This window comes from Vibrio sp. QJM3NY_27 (genome assembly GCF_057785955.1).
In genome coordinates, this window is record NZ_CM173511.1 from 1,838,526 (window position 1) to 1,855,173 (window position 16,648).

A 16,648-nucleotide genomic window follows, 5' to 3' on the forward strand; every position below is an offset into this window, starting at 1 on the left:
TAACCTTACGCTTGGTCTGGAATTGGATTTTTATTTAAAAACTTTGAACTTTGTAACAAGGAGTAAAGATTATAATGGCGGCACAAAAGCTAACAAAAGGCAGGCTTGTTCAAATTATCGTCATGTTGGTTATTTTAATAGCGGCATTTACTTGGAGAACAGTAACATACGATAATCACGAAACAGTAAGCTGTATAATTTCAAAACCGTGTGAATTTGGTATTGATAATCATAATGTTTTAATTTCGGGCGATAGATCAGGGTATTCAATCGAAACATCTAAAACTGGCAAATTTATCATTAGCTACAATGAGAGTGGAATTCTAGAAGAAAAAGGGCCATCGAATTGGCTGTTACAAACTAATGATAAGACCTCCTCAATAACAGTTACATTTCCACAACAGATAAGCACGTTTTCCGTAAACCTTTCTAAAGAGTAATAGAGGGTAAACTGAGTCACGCCTCGGTTCTTTTGATAGAAATATGTACCAAATCAGTGAAACACCATGCATTAAAGTGTTATAAAGAGGACATTAATAAAGTTTCCCGGAATCTATGAAATTTCTATCAAAAGTCTCTTATTCCCTAGACGATAAAATCGCAGTAGATGAGTTGCTCAATGGGGTAGAAAACCCTGAAGATATTGCCTGTCTTATTTGCTACTGCACAGAAGAGTACTCAACACTCGCTGTGCAGAGATATTTCGTAGATGCTCTCCCTAACACCCCAATACATGGCTGCACCACTTGTCACGGCATTATGACCGAAACTGGGTTCCACTCTGGCCCAGTGATAGGCGTACTCATCATCTATGACTCTGGGATCAACGCCTATGGTACGGGTATCGAGCACTTTAGCGACTCCATAAACCAAAGCACCTTCAGCGCCATCGATAAAGCACTTAAGAACGCCAACCGAGAAGGTGAAATCCCTGATCTTATCTTACTGCATTCCACTCCTGGCAATGAAGAGAAGGTCATGGCGGCTATCGATAAGAAGTTTGGTACTGAGGTACCTGTTATTGGTGGCAGCGCGGCGGACAATCAGGTTTCTGGAAACTGGAGTATATTTACCGAAGAGTCACTCTCTATCAATGGCGTATCTTTAACTGTGGTATTTGCTTCTCAGTCCATCTATTCGTCTTTTAGTGCAGGCCATACGCCCACTCGCTATTCTGGGACCGTGACTAAAGTAAGAAACCGAATATTGTTGGAGATTGACCATAGACCAGCCGTCACCGTTTATAACGAATGGACCAATTTCCATCTAGGTGGTAGTGATGATGGCTATATATTCGAAAAGTCGTCCGTGTATCCGCTAGGGCGAAAAGTTGGCTCTTCATACGACTACCCATATTTCAAATTGTCCCACTCAATCAGAGAAACAGAGTGCAATGGAATCGAGCTATTCACAGACATCAATGAAGGCGACACCATTTATTTGATGCAGGGATCTAAACAGCAATTGATAAGCCGTGCCGCTAATATTATTCACTCTTCTTACTACAACGACATGGATTTAGAAGAGAAACTAGGTGCGATCAATATCTTCTGCGCAGGTCCAATGTTGAACCTTAAGCAAGATATGGACGAAGTATGCGATCAAATAAATCAAGCACTTAACGGACTCCCATACATATGCCCATTCACCTTTGGTGAACAAGGAAGGTTATCTGGCGGTGAGAGTGCGCACGGAAATTTAATGGTATCGTCTGCAACGTTTTATAGGTTGAAAAAATAATGGGCTCTGAAGGTCAAGAAGCGCTGCAAGAAGCACGTATTGAACTGCAAAAACTAAAAGCCCGTGAGCGAAAACTGGCTGAAGAGAACAGGGTGATCTTATCAACCATCTCTGCGATCAGTAAGGCAAGTAACATATCTGAGATATTTTATAGTCTTGAATTTGTGCTCAAAAAATACATTAAGTTTGATGACTTTATCGTAATATCTAGGGTAGGGAACGAAGGTAATTTCAAAACCCTTCTAACCAATAACAAAGTCTTCGAACAAATGAATTGGAGTGATTGTGGTAAGCTATCTCGAGTGATCAATGGAGAATGCGCCATCCTTTTTGAACCCAAGTCTCTGGGTGAATTCAATTCCTTACATCCCATTATCCTCGATCAAATCAACTCTGTTCTAATTACTGGTATCGATAGCGGACTAACACAATCCGTAATCATCTTTATCCACTCCAATACCAAGCACTTTAGTGTTGAAACAAAAGCAACCCTAAACCGCTTTAGACCACTAATTGAGCGTGCTGTTTTCGATATTGAAAACAAAGAAAAGCTTGAAGCAACCGTTCGAGAGCGTACAGCAGAGCTTGTCACAGCAAGAAAAGACGCAGAAAGAGCCAACAAGGCCAAGTCTGAATTCCTCGCAATGATGAGTCATGAATTAAGAACACCGCTAAATGCCATCATTGGCTTGATAGACGCCCTAAAATCCACATCACTGAACGAAGAGCAACAGTCTATACTGCTTAATATGAGCACATCATCTGAGCTTTTATTGGCAATTATCAGTGACGTATTGGATTTTTCTAAGATTGAATCTGGATGTTTCTCACTAGCACCTCAATGGAGCAACGTAAGAGACACTGTAACTTTTGTATTATCTGAACAAAAGAAGACAGCAGACAATAAAGGTTTGGCGCTAACAATATCCAGCGATATCCCTGAAGGTGAACTTCATTACATCGACCCAAGTCGCTTGGCACAAATCCTATTTAATTTGATCGGTAACGCGATTAAGTTCACTGAGCGTGGGCATGTCCATGTTTCGATCAAATACCTGCAGAGCTCATTCTATATAACAGTAGAAGACACCGGGATTGGCATTAGCTCACAACAACTTTCGTCGCTATTCAGCCCATTCGTGCAAGCTGATAGTACAATCACACGCAGATTTGGTGGCACCGGTTTAGGCCTTGCGATAACCAAGCGACTGGTAGAACTGATGCGAGGACGCATATCTGTAGAGAGTGAACCCGGAAAAGGTTCTAAATTCGAAGTGCAGTTACCAGTACTTACCAGAGTCACGAACAATCTAGCTCACAGTGAAGAGGACAAATCTTCAAGAGAACTCAGAAGTCGCTATTCAGTTTTAGTTGTCGAAGACAATCCTACAAATCAAATGGTGATTAAATTGATTCTAACGCGACAAGGCCACGAAGTTTTTATCGCAAGTAACGGTGAAGAAGCAATTGGATTTGTTGAAAGAGGAAACGACTCGATAGATATTATCTTGATGGATGTGTCGATGCCAGTAATGGATGGCCTAACGACAACTAAATACATGAGAGACGCGAACATCAAAACGCCAATCGTCGCGCTAACAGCACACACATCACTAGAAGATAAATATTCGTGCTTAGATGTAGGCATGAATGATTTCGTCACCAAACCAGTAAGAACCAAAGAGATCACAGAGGCTATCGATCGATTAATGCTTGAAATCTAATAAACGTATTCTTAATCGAAGATTAGGATATATGTTTATTAGGTATTTTATGGTAAATAGCCTCACTGTTAAATAGAACGCCAATTTGGTAGATAAACAAGAGGCAGGGCATCACACAAAGATACCTGCCTTATAAACACCAAACTCAATTTAACATAATATACATAATACGCAGTTGGCTTGTTAGAGCAATTTAGTAATGTCCGGTTTGAGCCATTTTAAAATGTCCTCCTAAGCTTACCTATATTGGTCTGCTTAGGAGTTATCCGGATGCTTATTACTATGAGTGAAAAAGATATTCATCGATTCAAGGTGCTTACTGACGTACGTGAAAAACGACTACGCCAAGTTGACGCTGCTATCATTTTGAATCTGTCTGCGCGTCATATCCGACGTTTGGTAAACAAACTGGTCTCTCTTGGCGCTCAAAGTCTTACACACGCAGCGCGTGGACGCCCAAGTAATCGACGCTACTCAGAACATTTCAGAATTGAAATACTGAAACTTATCCGTGAGCATTACTCTGACTTCTCACCAACGTTCGCTCTGGAAAAACTGACTGAACGACACAATCTATCCGTCTCTAAAGAAACACTCCGTCAATGGATGATCGCCGACGGACTGTGGCTTCCACATTCACAACGCAAACCTCGAGTCTATCAGCCTCGTTACCGTCGTGATCGCTTGGGCGAACTTATCCAAATTGACGGCTCCCATCATGACTGGTTCGAAGGCCGCAGCGACAAATGTTGCCTATTGGTGTTCATTGATGATGCGACTGGCCGTTTGATGAACCTAAGATTCAGCGAGACAGAATCCGCATTTGACTACATGTTGACCACGCGTGAATACCTCAATGAGCACGGTAAACCCATCGCATTTTACAGTGACAAGCACTCAATTTTTCGAGTGAATCAGGAGAAACACAAACAAGTTGGCCAAACTCAATACGGGCGCGTGCTGAAAGAACTGGCCATAGAACTCATCTGTGCCAACAGCTCCCAAGCCAAAGGCCGCGTTGAGAGAGCCAACCTCACGCTGCAAGACCGGCTGGTTAAAGAGATGCGCTTACAAGGTATCGACACCATCGAACAAGCCAACGCCTGGCTTCCCTACTTCACCGCCGATTTTAACCATCGCTTTGCTAAGCCCGCTCAATACCCAAAAGACATGCATCGTCCGGTTCGAGAGTCCAAGCAAGAACTCGACGATATTTTCAGTTAGCAAGAAACCCGCAAGCTCTCAAAGTCACTTACATTTCAATACGATAAAGTGATTTATCTCATTGAACCTACTGAAGAAAACAGCCGACTAGCGCACGAACATGTCAAGATACTCGACTACCCAAACGGTGAAATCGCCATCCAATACGGGCATCGAAGACTCGAATTCAAAACCTTCGACAAACTCGAGCACGTTCAACAAACCCAAATCGTCGACAACAAACGCCTCGGCCAAGTTTTAAAATTTGCTCAGCAACAACAAGAAGAATTCGAACAACAACAGCAACGAACCCGCAGTAAGAAAGCGCCCAAGCGGCGTGCACAACAAAGAGCCCTTCAAACTGCCCCTCGAACCATCAACCCAGTGCTCACCGAACCATTCAAAGCTTCCAGTCGAAAGACCTAACAAGGGGACATTTCTATTTGGGGCAAATGAGGACATTTTAAAATGGGATTGACATGGCTTGTAGGCCCCAGGTAGTAATGTCACTTTTGAGCTAGATTAAAATGTCACCTTAGTGCTGGTTGCTGACTACATTTCATGTACCAGCTTCGGTTACTAAGGACTACTGAGATGTTGATTGCCATGAGTGAAAAAGAAATTAGTCGACTCAAAGTTATTCAAGACGTCTGTGAACATCGTTTGCGTCGTACTGATGCGGCAGAGATACTTTCGTTAAGTGAGCGTCAAGTTCAAAGGTTAATGAACAAACTACGTGAACATGGTGCGGCTAGTTTAACCCATGCTTCTAGAGGTAAACCCAGTAATCGGCGTTATTCTGACGAATATCGCAAAGAGATTCTTTCGACTATCCATAAACACTATTCTGATTTCTCACCCACATTTGCACGTGAAAAGATCATAGAAAATCATAATTTAGCTATCTAGTTAGAGACACTTCGCCAATGGATGATTGCCGACAACCTTTGGATCCCGCACTCACAACGAAAACCTAGAGTCTATCAACCTCGTTACCGTCGAGACTGTCTTGGAGAATTGATTCAGATAGATGGCTCACATCATGACTGGTTTGAGGGCCGCAGCGACAAATGCTGCCTATTGGTGTTCATTGATGATGCGACTGGCCGTTTGATGAACCTAAGATTCAGTGAGACTGAATCCGCGTTTGACTACATGCTGACCACACGTGAATACCTCAATGAGCACGGTAAACCCATCGCATTTTACAGCGGCAAGCACTCGATTTTTCGAGTGAATCAGAAGCAAAACAAACAAGTTGGCCAAACTAAATACGGGCGCGTGTTGAAAGAACTGGCGATAGAACTCATCTGTGCCAACAGCTCCCAAGCCAAAGGCCACGTTGAGCGAGCCAACCTCACGCAGCAAGACCGACTGGTTAAAGAGATGCGCTTACAAGGTATCGACACCATCGAACAAGCCAACGCCTGGCTTCCCTACTTCATCGCCGATTTTAACCACCGCTTTGCTAAACCCGCACAGTACCCGAAAAACATGCATCGTCCGGTTCGAGAGTCCAAGCAAGAACTCGACGATATTTTCAAGTGCAAGAAACCCACAAGAGTCAACTAGAACACTTCCTTTATTAAATTAACCTTACGATTCTCAAATACAGCTCTAAGCCATTTAGTCCAAAAAAAAGTTACGTTGTATCTTATTTCCAACTAACCTACTTTAGTTCGCTATTGCTTAACTGCAAAACAAACCACTTAAACCGGTCACTATTTCGTGTTTAAATTTCGATCTATCAAACAGTTGTGCCAATAAATTTGGTGATTGAGCAATCAAATGCTATGCATTCGGGTATGAGTTATGAATTAAAGTGTTAACATCAAGCAATGTTGTAAACTAGGTGTTTGATATGTTGCCTAAACTTTATAAGTTCAGATCTCTCCACGACAGAAACATACAATCTATTGCCGAATGTTCGTTATGGTTTGATTACGCTAAGACCTTTAATAACCCATTTGAGTCTAACCATCTGCTCGACAAAGAACTTCAGAACGATTTCAAGGTTGTGTGTTTTTCTCAGTCGAGTGACCACCCAATACTATGGTCTCAGTATGGCGACAACTTTAAAGGCATGTGCATCGAGTATGACCTCAATTGTTATAATGGTGAGGCCAAGCTCAATTGCTTTGAAGTCCAGTATAAAGACGACCCAAACATGTTCCACTTAGAATCGTTGAATGAATTCCAAACATCTGAATTGGAAGCAGAAATATTTAAGATCAAGCATTCTAATTGGCGTTACGAAAAGGAATATCGCTGGGTGTTGCCTAATCAGGAGATGCTCGGCAATAAGCTGTACCTTAATAGAGAATGCCTAAGCTCTGTGATCCTCTCTGAACACGCTCCTGCCGACAGGAAGCTTAAAGTTCTGATGACTTGCCAACGCCTTGGTATTCCCGTTAAACACGCAACAGCCAAACAAGAGTCGTTTACATTCGAAGTGGTCAGTTAAAATAACACACCAACTGATCCAGTAACCGCCCAAAGGTTACTGCGTAACAAAAAGGGAGCCACATTAAATGTGGCTCCCTTTTTATTTACATGTTCGTCGTCAGTTGTCCAGGCACTCTACCCTGCATTTGTTCAATTGTCGTTATAGACATTTGAACTGTGGAAAACCAATAAGGGCGATGCTTAACGTTAAACAATTCGCTGTTATCCAACGCTTCGAAAATAGAAAACTTTCGACCTTGGGCGAGAGCCGCGCCATAAACTGTTCGCTCAAGCACGGGGATATCATTCACTTCCTCTAGAAGCGCCCTCTTGATGAATAGATTACTTGGACTCCAATCTACAAATTCAACGAGATTTTTTAGTAGCTTAAGCTCCAATTTCTCTACCATTACTTCGAGAAACTGTGTGTTTGGTATCACCTCTGTACAAGCATAATATTCATCATGCTTGTCACTTGCTTCACGATAGCCAAGCATCGTTTTTACCAATGCATCTTCAAAAATTGAAGAAAAGTGGTTACAAATCAAGAACAAAGGCAGAACTCTCAAAACACCAAGTAGAATACCGACGTTAGGATCTTTTACCGACGTTTCTTGAAGTCGAATTCGAGTCGCATTTGAAGTCACTACCAGATGCTGCCAAACCTTAGGCGAGATGTGCTTGATGTTGCCATCACTCCATTTAATAAGCTGCTGGCTCATCAGTAATGGAAACAACAAACGACAGTTCTCGATACCGATTTGGCGCGCTGCAACTTTAGGATCGAGAATTACCTTAGATTTTTTACCGTACTTTTCAGTGAACTCACGATTGGAAACAAACTCGATTAAGCTTGAACTCAATGCACTACTTTTGGCTGATATTTCATGAAGCTTAGAAAAGTTTAAGGATGGCGAATAGCCAACATTAGCGAACTGGTTGTAGTCTGGTAGCTCTGAAAACAATGTGCTTATTAAGGTCCCTTGAAGCTTCTCAAGCATAAGCTCCGAGGCTGTATTACTTACATCATCGACCACGTAACGCAATGTTTGTTGCTTCGCGACGACTTTCTCACGATGAGCGTGAACTCTATCTTGTTCACAACGCAATAAAATACGTTGATTGTGAGATATGCGGTCAGATTCATCAAATATAACGCTATCACAGTATCTATTTTCCAAGCTCAGTAATGTATCGACCGTAGATTGCTCGAGTTTATACTCCGGAGAGATCAGCCACCGATTAAAGCGAGCCTCAACATTTATAGAGACTTTTCTCGATATCTCAATCACTTCAGGGGGGTAATTTTTATGTGCTAACAACAACCGTGACTTTCCTTTGCCCTAAAAGCTCTTTTCCGGCATATCCTGCCTTTATAATAAAACTAATATTAATAGAAATTAGAGATTGGTTCACGTAATTGTTTCAATAAAATTAAGGTTATTTAGTTATAGTGCATGAAATCGGCTTATTATGTGATATGGAGGCGGATGTACTTTTCAGGAAAGCTGTATTTGAACTTTTTCTTCCTCGGTAAGTGCTTTTTAGCTTGTTTGCATGCTTTGCTATCGCCAGATGTCCTAACCTTTTTAATTCTTGCATAACCTTTAGAGTGCTTCATTTCTATCATCAGGTCGCAATAACCATCAAAATCAATATTATTCTTGTTGAGCCCTTTCAGCATTGTGGCTTTGATTTTTTTGGCTACGGGGTTAACCAATGCATCGTCGGCAAAAACAAATGGGGATAAAAAAAACGACAAGAATATTAGATATCTCATACTGATCTCTCTTTATTGGGGGGGTGAGAACAGTATGCTTACAGCTAAGGGGGATGAAGAATTAACTAAGTATGACGTTTTACCAGATAACTCGTAATTCTCGACAATTACGCTTTCTTTGAACCTTTGGATTTAAATCCATTATGCGGAAATACGTTACGAATACGTTGTTGAACGCTTTTAGGTACATCTTTAGTAAATTTGAGATTGTAACCAGAGCGCTTCGCATATACTTTCAACTCACCCTTGAAGGAATTATTGTGGCCAATTTCTTGAAGGTTGTGCTTAAAGCTCGGTGGTAGATGACCTTTAACTTGTTCGATCGCCCCGTCACTAAATTTGATTTTCAATACCGGCCGATCAACTGCGACTAACCAAAAAACCAACGCTGCACCAATTAAGATTACATACATCATAATGTCACCACTACTGTTGACGGTTATTTATCGTCAGAAAGGAGCTTACTCAAATCTTCTTTAAGGCTAGTAACTGTCTTGCTGGCCTGCTCACTTCGAGACGCTTCGCTAACCAAATACTCTATCGCATCAGATAACGTACAACCGAGTTCGTTTGCTCGTTGAGATAACTTCTCCCAGACTCGATAATCAAGATCGATAGACTTCTTTTTAGTATGAACTTGCTCAGCGTTGAAATGGCGCTTACGTTTGGCTCTGATCGCTTGCTTGAGTTTGTTATCGAGCTCAGGCGACATGTTATTTGAGATCCACTCAAGAACCCCTGTAGGTTGGTGTTCTAGCTCCAACAAAGCTTTCACAGCAACATCAGCTTCACTTGAATCAATGTGGCAAGTGATCGAATCACCTTCTTTCCATTTTTTTACCAAGTAGTTCCATTTCCAACCACATTCTAAATTTTCAAGCTGCTGATATTTCATGTCTAATCTCGAGAGTTAACCTAGTGACAGCGTAACCCAAAATAGGTCACTTAACAATTATTGTCTTGAAAGAATAGACCAAGATCATACTTATATTAGCTTAGTGTTTAGTAACTACAACATAGACCTATATGAGTCCTCGGTTTTTCTATATACTCCCTACCTTATTATCATAATCAGACATTTAAATGACTCAAGTAGATTGGCGACATGTAACGCCTCAGTACGATGAATATAGCGCTCAACTAGAGCAATTCCCTGACATCTCTCCTTTCACATTCTCAGATATTCAACATCGATTTAGAGATGCGCTAACCCGTTTTGTACGCCTATCCAATCTTTCACGAGTTCTACTTGTTAATGCGCCTGACAACTCAATCTATCGTCAACTTATCGTTGAATCTTTGACGACAGAGTTAAAAGACGATGCTCAGCCTGTTATAAAAACCGAATCTTTAAATGCAGCCACTTTATTTGACCAAGTTCAGTCTAAAAATGGTGAAATTGTAGCGACAAAGCCAGGTCTACTTTCTAGAGCGAACAATGGTTACCTCGTTGTCTCAGCGAATCTGATTCTTGCAAATCCAGGAAGTTGGTTGTTATTGAAATCCGCACTTCTCGGTGAAGCAGTCGAACCAATTAGCAGTTTTCCAGAACATCTAAATCAAACGCCTATCGCTGCACTGACATATAACATTAAGTTGATTGTTGTCGGAGACCGCGCTCAACTTGGTGATCTGGATTATCTAGATGGCGATATTCAAACAGGGTTTTGTCTATTCAGTGAAATAGAACAAGATATTAAGCTGTCGTACGATACTTTGACCCAATATCTTGGGTATCTAAGATGGCTTCAGCAACGTTATAACCTCACAAACATTACACAACAGGCACTAATTGGAATTCTTACTGCTGGTGCGCGTGAGACTGAAGATCAAAGCTATATCCCTTTATGCCCTATTTGGCACAATGCGCTATTGAGCGAAGCTTTAGTTGAAGCGGACAATGGTGACATTGACATTCAGCATATCCAACAAGCTCAACAGCACAAGTACAACCGAGAGTCTTACCTTCCTGAACGTGCTCTCGATGATATTCGAGATGGCCAAGTCATCATCGAAACAGAGGGTGAGCAAGTAGGACAAGTTAACGGCCTGACGGTTATTGACGTTCCTGGACACCCTATTTCTTATGGTGAACCGGCTCGTATTTCCTGTGTTATTCACTTTGGCGATGGCGACATTACCGATGTAGAAAGAAAAGCAGAGCTTGGTGGCAACCTTCACGCCAAAGGTATGATGATCATGCAAGCATTCGTTAGCAGCGCGCTTAACCTTGAAGATCCGTTGCCATATGCTGCTTCTGTTGTGTTCGAGCAATCATACTGCGAAGTTGATGGCGATAGCGCTTCTCTAGCTGAGCTTTGCTCTCTGGTAAGTGCTTTGTCGGAATACCCTATCAATCAACAAATAGCGGTAACCGGTGCTGTCGACCAATTCGGTCGTGTACAAGCCGTTGGTGGGCTAAACGAGAAAATCGAAGGCTTCTACCATGTGTGTAAACACAACGGACTAACTGGCGAACAAGGTGTGATCCTTCCAAGATCTAACTTAAGACATCTTGCTCTGAAGCCAGACTTAATTGAAAGCATCAAAAACAAAGAGTTCCATATCTGGTCTGTGTCTAATGTAGATGAAGCGATTCCTCTTATTATGAACGCACCATTTAGGGACGAAGAACAAGAAAGCGTTCTGAGTAAAATCGCGGAACGTATTGAAAACTTTGAAAGACATGAGCACCCTATTGGAATCGTTGGACGCATTAAAAACTGGTTTGTCTAGTACTGATCGGACTTGTTTAGCGTACACCTGTTCACTAATATGCACCTATCAAAAATCGGAGTAATTGATAATGCAAAACAAACGTGATTCTTACACTCGCGAAGATCTTCTAGCATCAAGCCAAGGCGAACTATGGCCAGAAGGTCCTCAACTACCAGCACCGAACATGTTGATGATGGATCGCATCACTAAAATGTCTGAGACTGAAGGTGATTTCGGTAAAGGTTTGATTCTTGCTGAACTGGATATTACTCCTGACCTATGGTTCTTCGACTGTCACTTTCCTGGCGACCCAGTAATGCCTGGTTGTCTAGGCCTTGATGCAATGTGGCAGCTTGTTGGCTTCTACCTTGGTTGGGTTGGCGGCAAAGGCAAAGGCCGTGCTCTAGGTGTTGGTGAAGTTAAGTTCACTGGCCAAATCTTACCTACGGCTAAAAAAGTAACTTACGAAATTCACATGAAGCGTGTTGTTAACCGTCGCCTAGTAATGGGCCTTGCAGACGGTCGCGTTCTTGTTGATGGTAAAGAGATCTATGTTGCTAAAGATTTGAAAGTTGGTCTTTTCCAAGACACATCAGCATTCTAGTCTAATAGTTAGATTTTTAATAAAGCAGCCAATGGTTGCTTTATTTTCATTTCAATACATTTAGTTATAGTGCATCAAGATGTAACTAAGTAACTCTCATCAATTATATGTCCACCAGCGAAGCAATCTTAAATCACTTTCTAAGCAGCCAGTTCTCGGTTTATAAGGCCTTGTATGGTTCTCAGAAACTAACAAGGCTCCAGCTGTCATACAACATGGAGCCTTGACCTTTGAATATGTTCGCCCTATCTACTTATAGAGACCTGAATGCTTATCATCTTTGGCATCACGCCAACCACCTAACCAATACGATTTAGAATCCATTTGGCTGTATGGGCAAGCTTCTTGTGACCTGCCATTTAAACCAGCTTTGTAACCTTGAGATTGTGCTCGTTCTAGGCGATCACGCTTTTGTCTCTTCATAGTGCAGTCCTCATACGGGTGTTCGTTTACTAACATACAATGATTACAACTTCGTGGAGTTTTGTTGACTCCAACTTTAAGAATCGACCACTTTTGCACTTTTCTCAAGGCGAAAAAAAGCCCGAGTTCAGAATTGTGAACTCGGGCTCAAGAGATAAAATTATTTAAATTTTCTACGGAACCCTAACAGGCCAAGCACAGTCAAACCTAACCAACCTAGGCTACCGCCTTGACGATCAACTTTCTCCGTATCAGCGCTACGAGTTTGAATATCAACTTTAGTAGCTCCGGCAATTGGAATCAGCTTAACAGCTACTACTTCTTCTACCGCGTTAGATGCAGCGCCGCCACAATACGAGTTATGTGACGTTGTATCATATGCTTGTGTTGTTCCACCAACGGTACACTTGATAGCGGTGGCTGAGATCACACCTGCATCATTGATATCTGAAGCATCAATAATTCGGAACTTGTTGTTTTCTCCAGAAGCGTTACCATCATTTGTTAGATCATCTAACCACCAAGCTTTGCTCTCAAACAGCGCAATTCTTGATGCGTCAGTACCGGTCGCTTGATACGGGTAAATAAAACCTCTATGTCTACGCTCACTACCATCTACTTCACGAGTCGTTTCCGCGTCAATTTGGCCTACGATCTCATTGAAGTTATTTACCGCTTTAGCTTCACCGCTCGCACCATCAAAGAAGATACCACCAGTCAAAAAGTCCGCTTCAGGATCTGCTGCATTTTCAACAACAAAGATCTTATTGCCTGCACTACCACTCTCTGGTACATAACCGTTACGCTTAGCATAGCCAACAGCAAAGAGGTTATCGTTAATATCCGTTGCAACAGAGTTACTGTATCTAGCATCATCATTTGAAGAACCAGATTTGACCTCAGCGCCGCTAATCTCTTTAGTTGTCCATGTGTTATTCCTATCAGCTAGGTCCAAAGATTTACTAATGAATACCGAAGCATTCATATCTTGTAGATCACCACTACCATCTGCTGTGTTATAACCTACACCGTAAAAAACAGAGTTCGACTCAACAATTGAGCGCATACTGCCTTGAGCAAAATAATCACCTTGTTGGGCATCACCACTTCTTATCCAATCGATTTGTTTTGTTGTGGTGCCATCCCAAATCGCGGCTTTAGAAGCAAAGGCCTTATCTGGTTCAGAAGTATCTGTCGGCTTGAACTCCTCAGATACACTACCTACATTGTAAACTTTGCCGTCACTCGCTTTTATCGCACGCCACGCACGAGTTTCCGAAGAGCCTGCAGGAGCTACTGATTCAGTATGAAGGGCATTATTACGGATACCGCCTTCTGATTTAACACCCAAAGGCTCAACTTCTGTCGCAGATTTGGCATACAAGGAGTTAATGACAGTATTTCGACTCGTAAATGTATCACCACCTTCAACAAAGGCTTTGGCATTTACGTAACTCAAGTCATTTCTTTCCTTGCTCCACGTATCATTCCAACGATTTTGAGCCCAACTTTCGCACGTAGAGTATCTCAGCTCTCGATAACAATAGTTTTCGAAATCATCAAACTCTTGAATATATTGAAATGGAGCGTCCATCGCGAATGGTACTTCTTCACGATAACTTACAGCTTCAAGAGTATCGCGAGTTTCACCAGCCAGTTTAAAGTCACCACATGCAACACTACCAACAGTGCCGGTAGTAAAACAACTTTCTGTTCCGGTTACCGTCGCTGGTTGAATTGCTACTCCAAAGGTTTCTGAAGCACCCGTAATTGAACTAGGAGTGGCAACTTCTACTACTTGATAGAGCGCAGCGTTGGCATTAGTTGCAGCCAAAACTAGGGCTGCAACTGTTGTTAATTTAAATTTAGTACAAGTCATTATTACGTCTTAACTTTCCTGTTGTAGTGCCTCGAGCTCTTCCCAGCGCTCAAAAGCAACTTCAAGCTCCTGCTCTGCTGCAGATAGCTTATCTAATACTGGTTGTGTCTGCTCTACAGATTTTGAAAAGAAGCTTGGATCGTTGACTTCTTCCTGAAGAGTTTCAATTTGAGTTTCCAATTCTTCTAAACGCACTGGTAGCGCTTCTAGTTCTCTTTGTAGCTTATACGATAACTTCTTAGGTTTAGCTTTAACTGGCGCAGTTTTGGGAGTTTCCTCAACAACTTTGTCAGTCTTTGCTGGCTTTTCAACCTGACGATACTCAAGTGCTTGTGCTCTTTGTTTCTGAGCATCGTGGTAACCACCAACAAACTCTTCAACTACACCGTTACCTTCAAATATCCAGCTCGTCATTACCGTATTATCAACGAACTGACGATCATGGCTCACGAGAAGCAACGTACCCTCATAGTTGGCAAGCAAATCTTCTAAAAGTTCCAATGTTTCGATATCTAAATCATTGGTAGGCTCATCGAGAATCAACAAGTTATTCGATTTAAGGAAAATACGAGCCAGTAACAATCGGTTTTTCTCGCCACCAGACAGTGCTTTAACAGGGGTACGAGCACGTTTAGGAGAGAACAAGAAATCTTGTAAGTAGCTCAGTGCATGACGCTCACGTCCGCCTACTGTTACTTCTTGCTTACCATCAGCCAGGTTATCAATCACCGACTTCTCAGGGTCTAGAATTTCACGGTATTGGTCGAAGTAAGCCACTTCCAGCTTAGTACCACAATGCAAACGACCTGAATCAGGTTTAAGTTGATCAAGAAGCAGTTTAAGAACCGTACTCTTACCACAGCCATTTGGCCCGATAAGTGCGATACGATCGCCGCGCATGATGTTGAAACTAAAGTCTGTAACGATCTCTTTGCCTTCAAATGCAAAGTTAAGGTTCTCTGCTTCAAATACGATTTTACCTGAACGTGCAGACGTATCGATTTGGATATTCGCTTTACCTTGTACTTCACGACGATCTTGACGCTCTTCACGAAGCTTTTTAAGAGCACGAACACGGCCTTCATTACGCGTACGACGCGCTTTGATGCCTTGACGAATCCAAACTTCTTCTTGCGCTAGCTTTTTGTCAAATTCAGCGTTTTGCATCTCTTCAACACGTAGTGCTTCTTCTTTCTCTAACAAGTAGTTGTCATAGTCACCAGGGAAAGAACTTAGCTTGCCACGGTCAAGATCAACAATGCGTGTTGCCATTGATTTAATGAAAGCACGGTCATGCGAGATAAAGATGATTGAACCACGGAAGTCTTTTAGGAAAGCTTCTAACCATTCGATCGTTGCTACATCTAAGTGGTTGGTAGGCTCATCAAGCAGTAATACGTCAGGGTCACATACAAGCGCACGTGCAAGTGCGGCTTTACGTTGCCAACCACCTGACAGTTCCGTCAGTTTAGTATTTGCTGTTAGTTTAAGTGCAGCAAGAACATTACTTACGCGATCTTCAAAACGCCAAGCATTTGCATGATCCAATTTTTCTTGAACGCGAGTAAGACGGTTTAAATTCTTTTCGCTAGGATCTTCTGCAATCACATCAAGTAAGTTGTGGTATTCCTTAAGCAACTCACCTACCTCAGCCAAACCGCCAGATACGTATTCGTAAACAGATCCCTGTTCATTACGCGGAGGATCTTGCTCTAGACGAGATACAACCACATCTTGTGTGATCTGCATCTTTCCATCGTCCATGATGATGTTGCCAGACAAAATCTTCATCAACGTTGATTTACCTGCACCATTACGGCCAACCAAACACACACGTTCGTTTTCTTGCAGTGCGAAATCCGCACCATCTAATAATGGGTGATCGCCAAACGCTAATTGCCCATTATGAATTGTAAGTAATGCCATTCTTCTTTAACCAATCGTTAAGTTCTAACAAGCCAAAAGGCCAGTTAAGCTCTGAGTGTTTAGACAAGTCAGAGCTTTCAAATTTGAGCACCGGAATAGTGACCCCGTAACGGGAAAAGAGCTCATCATCCAGTGCGATATCCACCACATTGATCTGATGACTTATATTCAGCTGTTCCGCGAGTTTGAATGCCATCTCACATAGA

Annotated in this window: 14 protein-coding genes and 2 pseudogenes; 8 read left to right on the forward strand and 8 right to left on the reverse strand. The window is 42.1% G+C overall.

The features are described from left to right. Positions 1 to 74: 74 nt before the first annotated feature. From AC3CIA_RS08415 to AC3CIA_RS08440, 6 genes and pseudogenes are all read left to right on the forward strand, one after another. On the forward strand, positions 75 to 440 hold the full coding sequence (locus AC3CIA_RS08415) for a hypothetical protein (protein WP_017080464.1): 366 nt from the start codon (positions 75 to 77) through the stop codon (positions 438 to 440). 115 nt (positions 441 to 555) lie between these two features. After that, positions 556 to 1,740 (forward strand): FIST signal transduction protein, encoded by a 1,185-nt coding sequence (locus AC3CIA_RS08420; protein WP_171329791.1) that lies wholly within the window; start codon positions 556 to 558, stop codon positions 1,738 to 1,740. Further along, positions 1,740 to 3,464, forward strand: a complete 1,725-nt coding sequence (locus AC3CIA_RS08425) for an ATP-binding protein (protein WP_146454314.1) — start codon at positions 1,740 to 1,742, stop codon at positions 3,462 to 3,464. The genes AC3CIA_RS08420 and AC3CIA_RS08425 overlap by 1 nt, the downstream gene beginning before the upstream one ends. 282 nt (positions 3,465 to 3,746) lie before the next feature. Next, a pseudogene (locus AC3CIA_RS08430) lies at positions 3,747 to 5,093 on the forward strand (ISNCY family transposase). 180 nt (positions 5,094 to 5,273) lie between these two features. Then, a pseudogene (locus AC3CIA_RS08435) lies at positions 5,274 to 6,209 on the forward strand (ISNCY family transposase); the annotation flags it as partial. A 319-nt stretch (positions 6,210 to 6,528) separates the two neighbouring features. Further along, complete coding sequence (locus AC3CIA_RS08440) at positions 6,529 to 7,131, forward strand: DUF2971 domain-containing protein (protein WP_054547722.1); 603 nt, start codon at positions 6,529 to 6,531, stop codon at positions 7,129 to 7,131. An 85-nt stretch (positions 7,132 to 7,216) separates the two neighbouring features. On the opposite strand, the gene AC3CIA_RS08445 is transcribed toward AC3CIA_RS08440, so the two are convergent. The 4 genes from AC3CIA_RS08445 to matP all read right to left on the reverse strand — a co-directional run bounded on the left by AC3CIA_RS08445 (position 7,217) and on the right by matP (position 9,787). Beyond that, positions 7,217 to 8,437, reverse strand: a complete 1,221-nt coding sequence (locus tag AC3CIA_RS08445) for a hypothetical protein (protein ID WP_488517950.1) — start codon at positions 8,435 to 8,437, stop codon at positions 7,217 to 7,219. Between the two features lie 146 nt (positions 8,438 to 8,583). Next, on the reverse strand, positions 8,584 to 8,892 hold the full coding sequence (locus tag AC3CIA_RS08450) for a hypothetical protein (RefSeq protein WP_114633574.1): 309 nt from the start codon (positions 8,890 to 8,892) through the stop codon (positions 8,584 to 8,586). A gap of 107 nt (positions 8,893 to 8,999) precedes the next feature. Beyond that, the gene (locus tag AC3CIA_RS08455) at positions 9,000 to 9,308 is read right to left on the reverse strand and encodes a DUF3634 family protein (protein ID WP_017082208.1); all 309 of its coding nucleotides are present in this window, start codon (positions 9,306 to 9,308) and stop codon (positions 9,000 to 9,002) included. A gap of 23 nt (positions 9,309 to 9,331) precedes the next feature. After that, complete coding sequence (gene matP, locus AC3CIA_RS08460) at positions 9,332 to 9,787, reverse strand: macrodomain Ter protein MatP (protein WP_004733655.1); 456 nt, start codon at positions 9,785 to 9,787, stop codon at positions 9,332 to 9,334. A gap of 188 nt (positions 9,788 to 9,975) precedes the next feature. Between matP and AC3CIA_RS08465 the strand changes: the two genes are divergently transcribed. Beyond that, positions 9,976 to 11,628, forward strand: coding sequence for an AAA family ATPase (locus AC3CIA_RS08465; RefSeq protein ID WP_488517951.1), 1,653 nt, complete (start codon positions 9,976 to 9,978; stop codon positions 11,626 to 11,628). 70 nt (positions 11,629 to 11,698) lie between these two features. Next, positions 11,699 to 12,214 (forward strand): bifunctional 3-hydroxydecanoyl-ACP dehydratase/trans-2-decenoyl-ACP isomerase, encoded by a 516-nt coding sequence (gene fabA / locus AC3CIA_RS08470; RefSeq protein ID WP_010440782.1) that lies wholly within the window; start codon positions 11,699 to 11,701, stop codon positions 12,212 to 12,214. Between the two features lie 249 nt (positions 12,215 to 12,463). On the opposite strand, the gene rmf is transcribed toward fabA, so the two are convergent. From rmf to AC3CIA_RS08490, 4 genes are all read right to left on the reverse strand, one after another. Continuing rightward, positions 12,464 to 12,637, reverse strand: coding sequence for a ribosome modulation factor (rmf, locus tag AC3CIA_RS08475; RefSeq protein WP_017074275.1), 174 nt, complete (start codon positions 12,635 to 12,637; stop codon positions 12,464 to 12,466). 160 nt (positions 12,638 to 12,797) lie between these two features. After that, complete coding sequence (locus AC3CIA_RS08480) at positions 12,798 to 14,516, reverse strand: DUF3466 family protein (protein ID WP_488517952.1); 1,719 nt, start codon at positions 14,514 to 14,516, stop codon at positions 12,798 to 12,800. 9 nt (positions 14,517 to 14,525) lie between these two features. Beyond that, on the reverse strand, positions 14,526 to 16,442 hold the full coding sequence (locus AC3CIA_RS08485) for an ABC transporter ATP-binding protein (RefSeq protein ID WP_488517953.1): 1,917 nt from the start codon (positions 16,440 to 16,442) through the stop codon (positions 14,526 to 14,528). Next, the gene (locus tag AC3CIA_RS08490) at positions 16,420 to 16,638 is read right to left on the reverse strand and encodes a glutaredoxin family protein (RefSeq protein ID WP_237300794.1); all 219 of its coding nucleotides are present in this window, start codon (positions 16,636 to 16,638) and stop codon (positions 16,420 to 16,422) included. The genes AC3CIA_RS08485 and AC3CIA_RS08490 overlap by 23 nt, the downstream gene beginning before the upstream one ends. Positions 16,639 to 16,648 lie beyond the last annotated feature (10 nt).